We start from the raw sequence: 16,817 nt of genomic DNA, 5'->3' as shown, positions 1-16,817 counted from the left end.
TTCGCGGATTGATTACAAGCCTTTGGTCGCGCTCGCCAGAGGCGAAGCACGATCAAGACCGATGGCTTCCGCCACGATGCGGAAATGTCCGGCCCAGTCGGGCGCGGCGTAGGCGTTCGATGGAACTGCGGATGTCGCCAAGGTCGCTCTTTCGATGGCGTCCAGCCAGCCCAGGCCGTCCAGCGGGTCGATCAGTTCGGCGCCGGGCGTCAGCTCGCGGTGGGGCGGAATGTCCGAGGCGATCAACCGCAACCCCATGGCGCAGGCCTCGACCGCCGGCAGGTCGAACCCCTCCACGGAGGAAGGCGCCAGGACCGCCCGCGCGCCGCGCATCAGACGGGCCAGCGCCGCGTCCGACAGGTTGGACGCCTGGTGGACCACGCCCTGCAGATTGGGCGAGCGTTGCAGGTGATCCAGAACGGCCTCGTTCTCCCAGCCGTAGCGGCCGACCAGAACCAGCGAAGGCGTGCGCGCGCCCAGCCGTTCCTCCAGCCGCCGCCACAGGGTCAGCAGAAGGGCTAGGTTCTTGCGCGCCTCGATAGTGCCGACATGAACGAAATAGGGGCGCGGCGCGGCGACCGCTTCGCCGGCGGCGAAGGCGGGCTCCAGACCCAGGTGGGCGACGTGGATCGGGGGCTGTGGCAGACCTTCGCTCTGGGCGAAGGCGCGCAGTTCGTCGCCCGTATAGGCCGAGTTGACGATGATCCGGCTGGCGTGGCGCAGGGTGTTGGCGACGCGGGCGTGATGTTTGTCGCCATCGCCCGGTCGGCAGAACTCGGGATGGGTGATGGGGATCAGGTCGTGGATCAACACGACCCGTTCGATGCCGGCCGCCTCCAGATCCCTCAGTGCTGTCGGCTCGTGCAGGGTGGTGTGGCCGACATTCAGATAGAGATCCGCGTCAGGCAGGGGCGTGGCGTGCTTCGACCGGAAGAACTGCTTGAACACCCGCGCCTTGTCGGCCGGCTTGTCCTGAACCGGCGCGGGCGGGGCGCCGATCACCGAGGCGGCGGGACGCGCCGACGCCGTCAGCGCCTGTAGCAGCCGCGCTTCGTGGGCGCGGTCGCCGGCGGTGGAGGCCGCGCCGTTCCAGCGGCTGCGAAGGTCGGCGATGAAACGGCCGAACCAGGCGGGATCGACCGGCACCAGCCGGTTCTTTCGCCCGCGCACAGGCAGGACGATTACGCCCGGCGTCGTCAACAGCCATTCCGCATAGGCCAGACAGACCCGGTCCACGCCGGTCGGCGCGGAGCGGTCGGCCCGGCTCATCAGCCGGCTGGCGTCATAAAGGATACGCATGGTCAGGCGACGTAACCAGCCTGCATCAGTTCGGCGATATGGACGATGGCCGTGGGCCGGCCGTCCTCGACCACGAACAGGTTGGCGATCTTGTTGGCCGTCAGCAGATCGACGACGTCGCTCATCCGGGCGTCCGGCTCGACGGTGATCGGATTGGCGCCCATGATGTCGGACGCCTTCAGATTGGTGGTGTCACGCTGGAAGGCGCGACGCAGGTCGCCGTCGGTGACGATCCCGGCCAGGGCGCCCGTCTCGTCCAGCACCGCCACGGCGCCCTTGCGACCCTCGGTGATGGCCGAGACGACCTCTCCGAAATCGGCGTTCAGCGGTACGCTGGCTGGCACGGCGGCGTTGTCGCCCATCCATTCGCGCACGCTCTGCAGGCTCATGCCCAGGGCGCCGCCGGGGTGGTGCAGGCCGAAGTCCATCGCCGTGAACTGGCGACGATCCATCAAGACCATGGCCAGGGCGTCGCCCAGCGCCAGGGTCATCAAGGTCGAGGTTGTGGGCGCAAGACCGTTGGGGCAGGCCTCGGCGACGCTGGGCATCGTCAGGCAGACGGCGGCGTTGCGGCCCAGAAAGCTGGCCGGCCGCTGGGTGATGGCGATGACCGGAATGTTGTTGCGCTGGCAATAGATCAGGGGATCGCGCAGTTCGCGGCTCTCGCCCGAGTTGGAGATGGCCAGAAGCGTCACGTCCGGGCGCAGCATCCCCAGGTCGCCGTGGCTCATTTCCGCCGGGTGAACGAAGAAGGCGTTGGTGCCGGTGGAGGCCAGGGTGGCGGCGATCTTGCCCCCGATGTGGCCTGACTTGCCCATGCCCGTCACCACGACATACCCCGGTCGGCTCATGATCACATCCACGGCGCGCGCCAGGGAGACGTCGATGGAGCGTTCCAACGCCTCCAGCGCCTCTATGTTCAACCGCACGACCTCTCGGGCGCGGTCGGTCATGGCGGCGATGTCCTGCGGGGTGGAAGACGTGATCTCGGTCATTGATCCCAGCGGCCCGCAACCGGGCTCTCCTTATTGTCGAGACGCGCGCCGCGCGACGGTTGCGCGGGATGGTGCGGCGTTTCCTTTTCAGACGACTTTGTCGGTTTCGGGTCAACCTTTGCCGCGCTTGCGCGTTGTCGTCGCTGGGGAAGTTGAACAAGAGCCTTACGATCCATGCCGTCTCACGCCGGAGCCGCCGAACTGTTGCTTGCGCGCCCGCCTGTCGTCGCCGACGGGATTTCACTGTTTCTGGACATGGACGGAGTGCTGGCGCCGATGGCCCCGACCCCCGACGCCGTGGGGCCGGTTGCGCGCCGCACGGCGGCGCTGAAGGCGGTCGAGGCGCGTCTGGCCGGACGGGTCGCCATCGTCAGCGGCCGCACCATCGCCGAGATCGACCGGATTTCCGACAACGCCCTGATGTCCGGCTCCGGCGTCCATGGTCTTGAGCGACGTTTGAAGGACGGGTCGATCCAGCGCCTTGCCGCCCACGCGGGCGTGGCCCGCGCCCTGGCGGCCTTCAAGATATTCGCCGCCGACCGCCCCGGCGTGATCGTTGAAGACAAGGGCGTGTCGGCCGGTCTGCATTACCGCATGGCCCCCGACGCGGCTGGGGCCGCCCAGGCGCTGGCGCAGGATTTGGCGGACCAGACCGGTCTGAGCTGCCAACCCGGCCATATGGTGCTGGAGCTGAAGACGCCCGGCGCCGACAAGGGCACCGCCGTCGCCGCCTTCATGCAGGAGACGCCGTTCAAGAACGGCGTACCCGTCATGCTGGGCGACGACCTGACCGACGAATACGGGTTTCAGGCCGCCGCCGCTTTGGGCGGTTACGGCGTCCTGGTCGGCTCCGAACGAGAAACGGCGGCGCGATACCGCCTGAACGACGTGGACGATGTCCTGACCTGGCTCGAAGCCGTTGCAAAGGCCTGAACCGATGACGCCCAATCTGGACCTCTTTCCCATCGGCAACTGCGCGGTTAGCGCCCTGATCGACCGTCAGGGCCGGTTCGTCTGGGCCTGCGCGCCGCGCGTTGACGGCGATCCCGTCTTCTCGGCCCTGATGGATGGATCGAGCCCCGATCACGGTTTCTGGTCGGTCGAGATGGACGGCATGACGTCGATCAAACAGGCCTATGTCCGCAACACGCCGGTTCTGCGCACGGTGATGACGGCTGAGGACGGGGCGTCGTGCGAGATCATCGACTTCGCGCCCCGCCATCCGAAACATTCGCGCACCTATCGGCCCTTGGCGTTCGCGCGCATTGTGCGGCCGCTGTCTGGGACGCCGCGCATTCGCGTGCGCCTGAGGCCTTCGACCGACTGGGGCGCGCGGCCGGCCCCGCATACGTCCGGATCCAACCACATCCGCTATCAATGCGCCGAGGTGACGTTCCGCCTGACCACCGATTGCCCGGTGTCGCATATTCTGGAGGAGCGGGTGTTCCGGCTGGAACGCGCGCACGCCTTCTTCCTGGGGCCGGACGAGGGCTATGATCAGGACGTGGGCCACGGGGTCCAGGCGGCGCTGGATCGCACGGTCGCCTATTGGCAGGACTGGGTGCGCAAACTCTATCTGCCGCTGGATTATCAGGAGGCGGTGATCCGAGCGGCGATCACGCTGAAACTCTGCGCCTACGAGGAGACGGGAGCCATCGTGGCGGCCATGACGACCTCGGTGCCCGAGTTCAAGGAGAGCGGACGCAACTGGGACTATCGCTACTGCTGGATCCGCGACGCCTATTACACGGTGCGAGCGCTGAACCGCCTGGGCGCGGTGGACATCCTGGAGAACTATCTCGTCTATCTAAGGAATCTGGTCGACGATTCCGCCGGCGGCCACGTGCAGCCCGTTTATGGCGTGGGTCTGGAGCCGGGCATCGGCGAGAGCATCGTCGAGACGGTAGAGGGCTATCGCGGCATGAAGCCGGTGCGGATCGGCAATCAGGCCCACGAGCATCTGCAGCATGACGTGTACGGACAGATCGTCCTTCCGCTGGTTCAGGCCTTCTACGACCAGCGTCTGCTGCGCCCTGGCACGATTGAGGATTTCCATGCGCTGGAGAAGGTCGGCGAGCGGGCGTTCGCCATGCACGACCAGACCGACGCCGGCCTGTGGGAGTTCCGCACCATTGCGCGGGTCCACACCTATTCCTCGGTCATGTGCTGGGCCGCGTGCGACCGTCTGGCCAAGGCGGCGGACCATCTGAACCTGCCGGACCGGGCCGAGGTGTGGCGGGAACGGGCGCGTCTTATCCGCGAGCGGATCGAGGCCGAGGCCTATCTGCCCGACGAGGGCCGGTTCGCCGCCAGCTATGGCGGGCGACAACTGGACGCCTCCCTGTTGCAGATGACCGACCTGGGCTTCTTGGAGGCGCACGATCCGCGCCAGGTCGCCACCTTCGACGCCATCGAACGCGACCTGAAGAAGGGCAGCCACCTGTTCCGCTACGTCGAACCTGACGACTTCGGCGAGCCGGAGACGGCCTTCAACTTCTGCACCTTCTGGTTCATCGAGGCCCTGCACCAGAACGGCCGGATCGAGGAGGCGCGCGCGATCTTCCAGGAGATGCTGAACCGCCGCACCGCCGCAGGCCTGCTCAGCGAGGACATCTCCATCGAGGACGGCGAACTGTGGGGCAACTACCCCCAAACCTATTCGCTGGTCGGCATCATCAATTGTGCCGTGTTGTTGAGCCGATCCTGGACCGACGTGCGTTGAACTGTCTGGCCCCGGGGCTGGGGCCGCCGAACGAAGTGGAATCATGAGCCGACTTATCGTCGTATCCAATCGGGTGTCCGCCCCGACGGACCCTGCCGCCGGTTCCGCCGGCGGCCTGGCCATGGCCCTGTCCGCGGCCCTGCGAAAATACGACGGCCTGTGGTTCGGCTGGTCCGGCGAGACGGTCGACCACTGGACCGGCGAGGTCAAGATCGAGGATCGCGCCGGCGTGACCGTGGGTCTGGTCGATCTGGAGGCACAGGACGTCGACGAATATTACAACGGCTACGCCAACAAGACCCTGTGGCCGCTGTTCCACCACCGCATCGACCTGGCGCAGTACGAGCGGTCGTATGGCGAGGGTTATGAGCGTGTGAACCGCCGCTTCGCCGAGGTGCTGGCGCCGCTGATCCAGCCAGACGACGTCATCTGGGTCCACGACTATCATATGATCCCGATGGCGCGGGACCTGCGCCGCCTGGGCATCCGCAACCGGATCGGCTTCTTCCTGCATACGCCCTGGCCGGCGCGCCAGCTGCTGGTGACCCTGCCGCACCATCGGCGGCTGGTGGAATCGATGTTCGACTTCGACCTGATCGGCTTCCACACCCGAGAATGGAGCGACCTTTTCACCGACTATGTGGTGTCTGAGCCGCAAGGCGAGTTGTTCGGCCACGGCGGGCTGGAGTGTTTCGGGCGGCGGGTCCAGACCGGCGTCTTCCCCATCGGCATAGACGTGGACGGCTTCCTAGCGGCGCGCAACTCGACCCTGGGGGCGCGCACCTACGACCGGATGGCGGCCTCGGCGGCGTTCCGGTCCATGATCGTCGGGGTGGACCGGCTGGACTATTCCAAGGGGCTGGAAGAACGGCTGCTGGGCTATGAACAGTTTCTGCACGACAACGCCTCGATGCGGGGAGAGGTCTTTCTGCTGCAGGTCACGCCCATCTCGCGCGACGACGTGGACAGCTATCAGGACATCCGCTCGCGTCTGGACGCCCTGGCGGGGCGGATCAACGGCGCCTTCGCCGACATGGATTGGCAGCCGATCCGCTATCTGAACCGCACGTATCGCAGGGATCAGCTGGCCGGCATCTACCGGGCGGCGCGGGTCGGGCTGGTCACGCCGTTGCGTGACGGCATGAACCTAGTGGCCAAGGAATATGTGGCGGCCCAGAACCCGGACGATCCCGGCGTGCTGATCCTGTCGCGTTTCGCCGGCGCGGCCGAGCAGATGGGCGAGGCCCTGCTGGTCAATCCCTACAGCCGCGAGGAGTTGTCGGACGCGATCCAGAAGGCCCTGACCATGCCCAAGGCCGAGCGGATCCGCAAATGGCAGGCGTTGATGGAGGTGGTGTGCGCCACCGATGTCGGCATCTGGCGCGACGACTTCGTGCGGGCGCTGCGCTCGGACGAGGCGACGTCCCAATCGACCCGGTGGGCCGGGGCGGCGTGACGATCAGCGGACGTCGAAGGCGAGCATCAGGGTGCGTTGGGCCGGGCTGAAATTGTCGTCCGACAGGATGTAGAGCCGTGTCGCCCCATTGCGGCGCTCAGCGGCGATCCCTTCGAAATTGTCTGTGGTGCCGGGCAGTTTCAGCTCGATCAGCACCGGCCCCAGCGCGCCGTCCGCCGTCATGTGGCGCACATGGGCGCGGGCGTCGATCGGGGCGCGATAGCGGCGCTGAACCACGAACCAGCCGTCGCCCGATGGATCGCGGTCGATGCCGGTGATGCGGTATTCGCTGTCGGGGATCGGCACGGTCGGCGGCGGAGTGACCACGGTGCAGCGGGCAGGCGTGCAGTCCCAGACTCCGCCGGCTTCGCCGCCGACGCGCCAGCCGTTCGGTCCGGCCGCCAGCCCCTCCATCCCGTCGTTTTCGGTGAAGGGAAAGTCCGGCGCGCGCACCGGCGTCGGCCGGTCGGTCAGGGCCGTCAGCGGTCCATAGTTCCAGATGCGGTGGCGCCGTTCGAAACTGACCAGCAGATCGCCGGACGCCGTCAGGGCCAGACCCTCTGCGTCGCCATCCTGCTTGTCGGAGATCGGCCGGCCGTCCGCCAGGGTCAGCCGCCGCGTGCGAAAGTGATCCAGGCCGACCAGCCGTCCGCGGGCGTCCAGCCGGATGTCGGCGCGCACAAGGTCGCCTACGTCCGAAACGGTGACGAGGCCCCCGTCGCCTGTCAGCTTCAGGTCTGACAGACTGTGCAGGGGCGACGTCGGCGCCGACAGGATGTTCAGCCCGCCCGCGAAACGCACGCCCGGCGCCAGTTGCGCCCCGCCGGGCAGGCCCAGGCCCACGCTGCGCAACTCCGCCACCGCCGGGGTCCAGCCGTCCTCAGACAAGGGATAGGGGCGGGGCGCGCCCAGCGACGCGGCGCAGGCCGTCAGGGACAGGGCGGCCCACAGGACCGCGAGACGGCGAAACCGGCTCATGCCGCGATTTTGCGCCGCGACCGGCGCGCGGGGGCCGCCGCCCCCTCATTCTCGAACAGTTCGGCGAGCTTCTCGGTCATGGCGCCGGCCAGCTGCTCCACATCGACGATGGTCAGGGCGCGACGATACCAGCGGGTCACGTCATGACCGATGCCGATGGCCAGAAGCTCGACCGGCGAACGATCCTCGATCTCGGCGATCACCTGACGCAGGTGTTTGTCCAGATAGAGCGCCGCATTGGCCGACTGGGTCGAATCGTCGACCGGCGAACCGTCGGAAATGACCATCAGAATGCGGCGCTGTTCGGTACGGGCCAACAGCCGCCCGTGCGCCCATTGCAGAGCCTCGCCGTCGATGTTCTCCTTCAGCAGGCCCTCGCGCATCATCAGGCCCAAGTTTTTCTTGGCCCGGCGCCAGGGCGCGTCGGCGGCCTTGTAGATGATATGGCGCAGGTCGTTCAGGCGGCCGGGATTTTGCGGCTTGCCGGCGGTGATCCAGGCTTCGCGGCTCTGGCCGCCCTTCCAGGCGCGGGTGGTGAAGCCCAGTATCTCGACCTTGACGCCGCACCGCTCCAGCGTCCGGGCCAGGATGTCGGCGCAGACCGCCGCCACCATGATCGGCCGTCCGCGCATCGAGCCGGAGTTGTCCAGCAGCAGGGTCACGACCGTATCGCGGAACGGGCTTTCGCTTTCGGCCTTGAATGACAGGGGAGCGGTCGGATCGGTGACGATCCGCGTCAGGCGCGCGGTGTCCAGCATCCCCTCTTCCAGATCGAACACCCAGGAGCGATTCTGCTGCGCCAGAAGGCGGCGTTGCAGTTTGTTGGCCAGGCGCGAGACGACGCTCGACAATATCGCAAGCTGTCCGTCCAACAGGGCGCGCAGCCGATCCAGCTCGACCGGATCGCACAGGTCGGCGGCGTCTATCACCTCGTCGAAGGCGGTGGTGAAGACGCGGTAGAGGTCGGTCGCCCGGCCGTCGTCGGCGGTCTGCTGGCGGTTGGGCTGCTGGCCTTCCTGAAGCTCGGGGCCGTCGTCGGCGCCTTCGCCTTGCGGATCGGCGGGGGCGCCGTGCGGGCGGCTTTCACGCTCTTCATCCGAGGACTGATCGTCGGCGTCGCCCTCCATCGACTGCGAGCCTTCGCCGCCGTCCTCTTCCTCCTCCTCGTCCTGATCCTCGTCGGATGCGGGGTCCTGGGGATCCGGCTCTTCGTCGCCGGGGTCCTCCGAAGCGTCCTCGCCGCGTCCGTCCCCAGGGTCCAGGTCCAGGGCGCGCAGCACCTCGTGCATCTTGCGGGCGAAGGCTGCCTGATCGCCGGCGGTCCCGGCCAGGGCGTCCAGTCGCGCGCCGGCCTTGGCCTCGATATTGGCGCGCACCAGATCCAGCATGGCCCTGGCGCCGTCCGGCGCGGGCCGGCCGGTCAGCCGCTCGCGCACCAGAAGGGCCACGGCCTCGGACACCGGCACGCGCTCCGCCTCGCTGATGCGCAGGGCGCCGCTCTTTTCCAGCCGCGTCACCAGGGCGGCGCCCAGGTTGTCGCGCACCCCGGCCAGATGTTCCGATCCGAACGCCTCGATCCGCGCCTGTTCGACCGCGTCGAACACCTCGGCCGCCTTGGCGTCGGCAGGTCGCATCCGGCCGTCCAGCGCCGGGTCGTGATTGGCCAGCCGCAGGGCCAGTCGGTCGGCCTGACCGCGCAGGGCCGCACTCTCCGGCCCGGAAGGATCGCGGGGCGGATGGGGCAGGGTCAGGACGCCGTTCGACAGCCGCGGCCCGTCCGATCCGAAGGCCACCTCCAGCTCCGGCTGTTCGGCCAGGGCCCGCGCGGCGTGGCCGAGCGCGCGCTTGAAGGTTTCGGCGGGGGTGTCCGGGGCGGCCATGCCCTTCAGTTAGTCGGTTCGAGCCTACGATAAAAGCGTCGTCAGGCTGGTTTTCGCATCGGCAACCGCCGCCCATAGGTCAGGCAGCGCCACACCCATTCGGCCGGCCCCATGGCGAAGCGCGACAGCCACAGCGGCGACCAGATCAGTTGCAACGTCCACACACCGATCACCACGGCCCACAGCATCGGCCGATCCACCTGGCCCATCAGCCCCAGCCCTCGCCCGCCCCAGAACAGGCTGGTCATGATGATCGACTGGGCCAGATAGTTGCTCAGCGCCATCTGCCCGGCCGCCGCCAGCGGCCTCAGCCCGCCGGCGCGGTCGGCCTTCCAAAGCAGGATCAGGATCGAGGCGTAGCCCAGGCCGATCAGCGGATTGAGCAGCCCCTCTATCCCGGCCGTCCACAACATCCGGGCATGAGCCATGTCGTCGAGCCAAGTCAGGCCGCACACGACCGCCAGCGCCACGGCGCCCGCCGCCACGACGCCGCGATACAGGCGGACGGACAGCGCCCCGCCCAGAAACCCGGTCTTGAACAGGCCCAGGCCGATCATCATCAGGCCGACGGTCGGGAAGACAAAGACCATCAGGCTGGACAACTGCAACTCCACCCAGGCGCTGAAATTCTGGCGATAGGCGCCGGCCAGCGACCCGGCCGCCTCGGCGATGTCGGCCCGCACCTGGGCGATCTGGGCGGCGGTGGGGGTCAGTTCGGCGGCGAGGCGCGCCTGCACGTCGGCCGGCGCGAAATACAGGCTCAGCGGCCCCACGATCTGCACCAGCGAAAACAGCCCGAACAGCACCAGCCCGACCCGGAAGAGGATCACCGGCCGCCACGACCGCGCCAGCATTACGAACAGGCCGGACCAGGCGTAAAGCAGCAGCACGTCGCCCCACCAGATCGCCAGGCCGTGGATCAGGGCGATGACCGCCAGCCACGCCAGCCTACGCCTCAACCGCCGCCCGCGCTGAACATCCGCCCGCTCGCCCCCGACCAAAAACAGCGAGGCCCCGAACAGCATCGAGAACAGGGAGATGAACTTCTGGTGGAACAGGGCGTCCACGATCCACTGGGCCGTCGCCGAGGCTCCCGTGTCGGGAAAAGGCCACAGCCCCGGACTGCCATAGGCCGACAGGGTGGCGGCGAACCCGCCCGCATTGACGGCCAATATGCCCAGCACCGCCAGCCCACGCACCAGATCCAGAGTGGCGATGCGCTCGACGGCGGGCGCCGGGGGCGTGTCTGACTGCAGCATCCTGAAGGCCCCCGGATCCTTGTTGGGGCCAGAGTTCCGCATCCGGGACGTCGGCGTCAATCCCCGACGCGCGGCCTCACCCCTTGGGCATCAGGCCCAGGCGATCCTTGACGGCCGGCTTGGCCTCGAAGGCGATGAAGGCGGCGCACAGGCCGGCCCACAGGGCGTAGCTGACGCCCACCACCATGGCGATGGGCAGGCCGCCGACGCCGAAGATCAGCAACGTCGTCTCCGTGGCTCCCAAGGCCTGCATGACATCGGCGGCCCCGAACCAGCCGATCACGCTCATGCCCAGGGCGACGACGATCTGCAGCAAGGCCGCCATCAGGCCGCCGTACAGCATGAAGCGCCACACCACGCCCAGCCGCGTGCCCGGCCGCCCCTCGCGCCGACGTTCGCCCAGAACGCGATAGAGCGCCAGCGGAACCGCGATCAACCCGATCACCAGCGCCACCAGCCGCCAGTCCATGTCGCGTCCCGGCATGACCGCATGGGGTCGCCAGATCAGCAGCGTCAGCCAAAGCGGCGGCCAGGCCGCGCCCGCCAGGCAGGCCAGGACGGGATACAGCGGGGCCGGGCGCGCCGCGATGGTCGTCTGACCGGGCAGGTCGGAATAGGTCTCGAACCGGCTCATCGCGTCGGCGCCGGCGTGGGGCCCGAATAGTCGTAGAAGCCGCGTCCGCTCTTGCGGCCCAGCCAGCCCGCCTCGACATATTTCACCAGCAGCGGGCAGGGGCGGTATTTGCTGTCGGCCAGGCCGTCGTACAGCACATTCATGATGGCCAGGACGACGTCCAGCCCCATGAAGTCCGCCAGCTCCAGCGGCCCCATCGGGTGGTTGGCCCCCAGGCGCAGCGCCTTGTCGATGGAGGCGACGTTGCCGACGCCTTCGTACAGGGCGAAGATCGCCTCGTTCATCATCGGCACCAGGATGCGGTTGACGATGAAGGCCGGGAAATCCTCGGCGTCCGTGGTGGTCTTGCCCAGGCTTTCGGCGAAGGCGACGGCGGCGGAATGGGTCTCGGCCGAGGTGGCGATGCCGCGTACGATCTCGACCAGTTTCATGATCGGCGCCGGCTTCATGAAGTGCAGGCCCACGAACCGGTCCGGCCGGTCCGTCGCCGACGCCAGGCGGGTGATCGAAATGGACGAGGTGTTGGATGCGATCAGCGTCTGTGGCCCCAGGTGCGGCAACACATCGGCGTACACGGCCTTCTTGACCGCCTCGTCCTCGAGCGTGGCCTCAATCACCAGATCGGCGCCCGCCACCGCCTCGGCGATCCCGTTCGCCGGCGTGATGCGGGCCAGGGCGGCGTCGGCGGCCGCCGGGTCCACCAGGCCGCGCCCGGCCTGCCGCGCCAGGCTGGCGGCGATCTCGCCCTGGGCCATCGGCAGACGGTCGGCGACGACATCGTACAGCCGCACCGAATAGCCTCCCAGCGCGACGGCCTGGGCGATGCCTGCGCCCATCTGTCCGGCGCCCAGAATGGCGACTGTGGAAATCGTGCTCATGAACCCTGGTCGATAGTGGTCGGGCGGGCACCTTTAGGAAGGACGGCGCGCGGCGCAAGAGCGGATTGACGCCAGCAGGCCAGATTCCCGCCGGCCGTGTCGCCTCAGCCCAGCAACTGGATCAGGGCCGGCGCCGCCGTACGGTTGAACAGCACGCCGATGAACTGCAGCAGCAGGATCACCACGATGGGCGAGATGTCGATGCCGCCCAGGTTCGGAATGATGCGGCGGAACGGCTCCAGCAGCGGCGCCGTGACCCGGTCCAGGAAGGTCCCCACCGAATAGACGAAGCGGTTGCGATAGTTGACGACGTCGAACGCCACCAGCCAGCTCAGTATGGCCTGGGCGATGATGAACCAGATCATCAGACTGATGATGGTGTTGATCAACCAGACGATCGCGTAGCCCATGAACCCTGCCTCTATAGTCGAACGGCGCTTCTAGCGGTTCGCCCCCCTCCCGACAACGGCCGCGTCGCGCCTGCGCCGATTGCGCGCACAAGCCCGTTGACACCACGCCCGCGCGCCTTCTATGTCCGCCTCGCCTGTGAAACCCGATCCAGCGCCGGAACGGGGCCGTAGCTCAGTTGGTAGAGCGCGTCGTTCGCAATGACGAGGTCAGGGGTTCGACTCCCCTCGGCTCCACCAATCCCCGTTATATCAAGGGATTGGCCGGAAACAGGCGATAAATCTGACACCACGTTGCTACACACGGCTTCTAAGAGACCGTCGAAAAAGCGTTCCCCTACAGTTGGTTCACCGGCCCGAGGCTGTAGCACCACCTCGTCGCACACACCGTCCAAACGGTCTCTTCAACCGTCTCCTCGGTCACCTGATGCTCGGCGTCGGCAATCGTCTGGCCTGATCGTTCGGGGATCGACCTACTATCTTCGGCTTCGTGTTCCGCGTTCGTTGGCCGGGATCATCGGCAAGACGGAGGTCATGAAGTCTCTCGGCACCGGCTATCGGGCTGATGCTGTCCGCAAAGCTCGGATCGTCGCCGCAGCGTTCGAGCAGCAATGGAGAGACATCGAAGCCCACGGCATTCAGCCCTTTATCCCGACTACGCCCGAGCGTCCGAAGCTCGCACCAACGCCCCCGGCGTTGCCAGCGGACAAGACGCTTCGCGAAGCCTTCGAACTGTTTCGATCCGATCCAGCGAAGCAGCGCACTCGCAAGACGGACCTCCACTATCTGAATCTCATCGAGTTGACGGTCGGGCTTTGGGGCGAAAACCGCACGATCCGTTCCATCGACCGTGAAGCGTCACGCGAGCTTCTCGATGTGCTGCTTTGGTTGCCGTCGAACGCCGAGAAGAAGTTCCCCAAGCTGTCACCGCTCGCGGCTGCGAAGATGGCCAAAGAGAAGGGCCTGACCGAGCGGCTCTCGCCCGCTTCGGTCAACGGCTACATGTGCAAGTTCCGGGCGGTAATGAACTTCTGCCAGAATGAGGGCTGGATCGACCGGAATCCAGCCAAGGGGCTTCAGGTCATTGACCGGGTGAGAAGGCGGGATAAGCGCCTACCATTTTCCACCGAGCAGCTACGTCTGATCTTCGATGCGCCGATCTACCGAGGCTGCGTAGACGATTGGGCTGGATACGCCACGCCCGGCCACGCGCGCCCTCGTCGTGGCCGGTTCTGGGTGCCCCTCATCGCTCTTTTCTCGGGCATGCGGATGAACGAGATATGTCAGCTGCTCGTCGCGGACATCCAGCGGCTCGATGGCGTGGACTGTTTCTTCGTGACGGAGGGGCCGTCAGACGCTGACAACGGGAAACGCCTGAAGACCGCCGCCAGTGAGCGGTTTATCCCGGTTCACCCCACCCTGATTGAGATCGGGTTCATGAGCTTCGTGGAGGGTCGGAGAGCGGCTGGAGCCGTCCGCCTGTTTTCCGAACTCCAACGGTCTAGCACCGGCTACTACAGTGACCCGTTCAGCAAGTGGTTCAGACGCTTCCTTGAGCGCGCTGGTGCCGCGCGGGAAAAGACCTGCTTCCACTCATTTCGGCACTGCTACCGCGACGCTCTGCGCGAGGCCCGCATTGAGCACGAGATCGCTCTCGCATTAGGAGGTTGGTCGTCGGGCAACGCGAACGAAGGGGGAGAAACTGCCGCCGCCTACGGACGAGGCTATCGTGCTCAAACCCTTCGCGCCGCTATGGGACAGATCAGTTATCCTGACCTCGACCTATCGCACCTCGTAGAATCTGAATGTGACGGGTGATTGACGAATGACCACCTAAGCTTCAACGCTTAGCGGAACCAAAGGGTCAATCCATGCAACCTACAGCTACACCCCTTCCTGCCGTTGGCGAAGGCGATATTTCCAACGCCGAGATTGCGGCTGTAGCAAAGGGAATTTTGGAGGGTGCGAGCGAACCAGTTCTGCTCGCCAACCTTGGCTCGCAACTGTCAAAGCACTATGGCCGTGCTCTGCGAGAGATATTGGCCAACAGAAAGTTGAAGCTAGTTCTTCAATCCGAACTAGGTAGTAATGTGGAGTTTAGCGGGGAGCTTAGCAAGGTAAGCGTTAGGCTACTTAGCGAAGAAGATAAGCTGAACGTTGGGACTTACCATCCGACGATTTGGGCCGCGTTCTTCAAGCCGGTTGAACCCCCAAAAGTCGGCCGCGCCATAAAATCTAGCCGCCGTTTTGATTTTCGCGATGTGTCGGATCAATCTGAAGTGCCCACTGGTTGGCACTATATAAGCGCGAAGCTCATCCCAGATGGCTCGTTGCCGAAGGTCGATAGAGAAGCCGCTGCCAAGATAGCCATCCACGAATGGTGCGCTCGTGAAGATATCGAGAAATCAAGCTTGCTGAAATCAGGGAAAAAGGCATCAGACAGCGAAATTCCACTTAAATCTGAACCGTCACATGAGGCCGCCACTCGTCCCGTGGGCATTTCGTCCTTGATCGCACTGATAGAAGCGATCCCTGAAGAGCGGAGAAAATCCCACTCCCTAAGCCTAGACCTCATCTATCAGCTTATCTCTTGATCCCATGACGGATAGAGTTGCGGCAGTCCTTGCAGGAATTCCAGCGCGGATCATTAATGATGTTCTGGATAACGTTCGTGAAGCTATGCCCGACGTGCTTGTTGTTAGGGGGAGGGGTGCCCGCTCCTACTCAAATCGACTTGCTTCCTATCCCCCAGAATACATCGCTGAGGTCATTGATCGCGCTGTAGACGCCATTTTTGGGCAGAGCGGGAGGCCGGTAGGGTTTTGTCGGAATCCTCAAAGGGCCTGCCTTAAGTCGGACTGGAAGAAATCAAACTGCGGTGCAGACGACGGACATGCTTGCGGTCGAACGAAGCCGGAGAGATTTGTGGTCTTCATTCAAGAATCTGATGAAGAAAACACTAACAGGATAATAGACTCATTTCGAAACACGGCATTCTTTTACGTCATACCTAGAGATGCGTATGATCATCTCGGAAGAACTTCTAATTTTATCAAAGATTCGTTGCGCGGACTAGGCGACGATCTTGCTGTTTCTGAGGCCAACATAAAGAGCGGTGCTCCCGCTCTTCTTCTACCAGTCAAGAATTTTGGTCTCCGAGATTTGAAACGATTGGTCAAACGAGCAGCGACGACGCCTGTGCCAAAGCGCAGCTTGAAGGCATTTAGGGCGGAATTCTTCAAAGAAAATTCCTACTTTCTCGGCAGGTCGAAGCTTGCGTTTCAGCCAACGGTAGAGGCTACCGCGCACGGCACACCCGACAAGGACGGTGAGCAGGTGGCTTCTATTGCAGCACATTTCCGCGCGGGCTGTCGCTTTGACGACTTCCATTGGGATGTCTCCCCTACTGGGGACAAGGGATGGGGCGCCACCAAAATCAACTGCTGGAAGACGGGCGAGCATTCTCCCTCCGACGCCAGTCACCTCAATGTCTTGGTTGATGATCGGGTGCGCTGAAACGTTAAACCCCGCGCCCAGAAGGCGCGGGGTTTGAAACTTCGGTGAGAGTTCACAGGACGATCAATAGGGGCAATGCGCCCTAGCTCAATCAATCACCACACCGGCTAGCAAGGCATGGCAACGTCATCAAAGTGCTCGCCCGCGCAACGCCCCTCTCAGAATGCCCCAAGGATAAACCATTGTTGCGATTCTAGGCGCCGCCGTTCTGCACAAGCGTCGTCTTAGGTAAGATGGCAGGGTCGAAAGAGGAGGTCAAGAAAAATCTTGACATGACAAGAGGAATCTGGCGCCCCCGATTCCTCCTTCTAAACTCGCTACATCTAGCATCCCCAGTAGGCTTGTCTACGCTGGGTGTCGAAGAAAATGGGCTGCCTCCGTCTTGCCGATGATCCCGGCCAACGAACGCGGAACACGAAGCCGAAGATAGTAGGTCGATCCCCGAACGATCAGGCCAGACGATTGCCGACGCCGAGCATCAGGTGACCGAGGAGACGGTTGAAGAGACCGTTTGGACGGTGTGTGCGACGAGGTGGTGCTACAGCCTCGGGCCGGTGAACCAACTGTAGGGGAACGCTTTTTCGACGGTCTCTTAGAAGCCGTGTGTAGCAACGTGGTGTCAGATTTATCGCCTGTTTCCGGCCAATCCCTTGATATAACGGGGATTGGTGGAGCCGAGGGGACGGCCGTGTGGTCGCTTTCGTCGGTCATGGTGGCAGTGCGCGACTCGGTTGGTTAGGAGATCGCCAAGGCTCTGATTGGACGGGGGGAAGGTCAACGTGTGGAAGCTGGA

Annotated in this window: 14 protein-coding genes and 1 tRNA gene; 7 read left to right on the top strand and 8 right to left on the bottom strand. The window is 65.0% G+C overall.

Annotated features, from left to right (window positions below; translation table 11 throughout):
• Positions 1-12: 12 nt before the first annotated feature.
• Together KZX42_RS15505 and KZX42_RS15500 are read right to left on the bottom strand one after the other, a co-directional pair.
• Entirely contained in the window at positions 13-1,299 is a 1,287-nt protein-coding gene (locus KZX42_RS15505; RefSeq protein WP_248120814.1) for a glycosyltransferase family 1 protein, read from the bottom strand.
• Between the two features lie 2 nt (positions 1,300-1,301).
• Positions 1,302-2,294, bottom strand: a complete 993-nt coding sequence (locus tag KZX42_RS15500; RefSeq protein WP_248120812.1) for a KpsF/GutQ family sugar-phosphate isomerase — start codon at positions 2,292-2,294, stop codon at positions 1,302-1,304.
• A gap of 174 nt (positions 2,295-2,468) precedes the next feature.
• On the opposite strand from KZX42_RS15500, the gene otsB reads away from it, so the two are divergent.
• From otsB to KZX42_RS15485, 3 genes are read left to right on the top strand one after another with little or no spacing between them, the layout of a single operon-like run.
• On the top strand, positions 2,469-3,227 hold the full coding sequence (gene otsB, locus KZX42_RS15495; protein ID WP_248120810.1) for a trehalose-phosphatase: 759 nt from the start codon (positions 2,469-2,471) through the stop codon (positions 3,225-3,227).
• Positions 3,228-3,231: 4 nt separating this feature from the next.
• A complete protein-coding gene (locus tag KZX42_RS15490; RefSeq protein ID WP_248120802.1) occupies positions 3,232-5,016 on the top strand; it encodes a glycoside hydrolase family 15 protein in 1,785 nt (594 codons plus the stop codon).
• 43 nt (positions 5,017-5,059) lie between these two features.
• Positions 5,060-6,472, top strand: a complete 1,413-nt coding sequence (locus tag KZX42_RS15485) for a trehalose-6-phosphate synthase (RefSeq protein ID WP_248120800.1) — start codon at positions 5,060-5,062, stop codon at positions 6,470-6,472.
• Between the two features lie 3 nt (positions 6,473-6,475).
• Here KZX42_RS15485 and KZX42_RS15480 read toward each other — a convergent pair whose 3' ends face one another.
• The 6 genes from KZX42_RS15480 to KZX42_RS15455 all read right to left on the bottom strand — a co-directional run bounded on the left by KZX42_RS15480 (position 6,476) and on the right by KZX42_RS15455 (position 12,511).
• The gene (locus KZX42_RS15480) at positions 6,476-7,450 is read right to left on the bottom strand and encodes an esterase-like activity of phytase family protein (RefSeq protein ID WP_248120798.1); all 975 of its coding nucleotides are present in this window, start codon (positions 7,448-7,450) and stop codon (positions 6,476-6,478) included.
• Positions 7,447-9,330, bottom strand: coding sequence for a cobaltochelatase subunit CobT (gene cobT, locus KZX42_RS15475; protein ID WP_248120795.1), 1,884 nt, complete (start codon positions 9,328-9,330; stop codon positions 7,447-7,449). The genes KZX42_RS15480 and cobT overlap by 4 nt, the downstream gene beginning before the upstream one ends.
• 41 nt (positions 9,331-9,371) lie before the next feature.
• Positions 9,372-10,589, bottom strand: a complete 1,218-nt coding sequence (locus KZX42_RS15470) for a DUF418 domain-containing protein (protein WP_248120793.1) — start codon at positions 10,587-10,589, stop codon at positions 9,372-9,374.
• A 76-nt stretch (positions 10,590-10,665) separates the two neighbouring features.
• Positions 10,666-11,223, bottom strand: coding sequence for a phthalate transporter (locus KZX42_RS15465; RefSeq protein WP_248120791.1), 558 nt, complete (start codon positions 11,221-11,223; stop codon positions 10,666-10,668).
• Entirely contained in the window at positions 11,220-12,101 is an 882-nt protein-coding gene (locus KZX42_RS15460; protein WP_248120789.1) for a 3-hydroxybutyryl-CoA dehydrogenase, read from the bottom strand. Before KZX42_RS15460 ends, KZX42_RS15465 begins: the two co-directional genes overlap by 4 nt.
• A 104-nt stretch (positions 12,102-12,205) precedes the next feature.
• On the bottom strand, positions 12,206-12,511 hold the full coding sequence (locus KZX42_RS15455) for a YggT family protein (protein ID WP_248120786.1): 306 nt from the start codon (positions 12,509-12,511) through the stop codon (positions 12,206-12,208).
• Positions 12,512-12,672: 161 nt separating this feature from the next.
• Between KZX42_RS15455 and KZX42_RS15450 the strand changes: the two genes are divergently transcribed.
• The 4 genes from KZX42_RS15450 (at position 12,673) to KZX42_RS15435 (ending at position 16,024) form a co-directional block, all read left to right on the top strand.
• Positions 12,673-12,748 (top strand) — tRNA-Ala (locus tag KZX42_RS15450).
• Positions 12,710-14,326 (top strand): DUF6538 domain-containing protein, encoded by a 1,617-nt coding sequence (locus tag KZX42_RS15445; RefSeq protein ID WP_348983647.1) that lies wholly within the window; start codon positions 12,710-12,712, stop codon positions 14,324-14,326. The genes KZX42_RS15450 and KZX42_RS15445 overlap by 39 nt, the downstream gene beginning before the upstream one ends.
• 53 nt (positions 14,327-14,379) lie before the next feature.
• On the top strand, positions 14,380-15,102 hold the full coding sequence (locus KZX42_RS15440; protein ID WP_248120782.1) for a hypothetical protein: 723 nt from the start codon (positions 14,380-14,382) through the stop codon (positions 15,100-15,102).
• Between the two features lie 331 nt (positions 15,103-15,433).
• The gene (locus KZX42_RS15435; RefSeq protein ID WP_248120780.1) at positions 15,434-16,024 is read left to right on the top strand and encodes a hypothetical protein; all 591 of its coding nucleotides are present in this window, start codon (positions 15,434-15,436) and stop codon (positions 16,022-16,024) included.
• Positions 16,025-16,817 lie beyond the last annotated feature (793 nt).

The organism is Brevundimonas sp. EYE_349 (assembly GCF_023147505.1).
In the GTDB taxonomy this organism is placed as follows: Bacteria; Pseudomonadota; Alphaproteobacteria; order Caulobacterales; family Caulobacteraceae; genus Brevundimonas.
The sequence above is the reverse complement of the archived record's forward strand: the minus strand, read 5'-3'. Positions and strand labels throughout refer to the sequence as shown.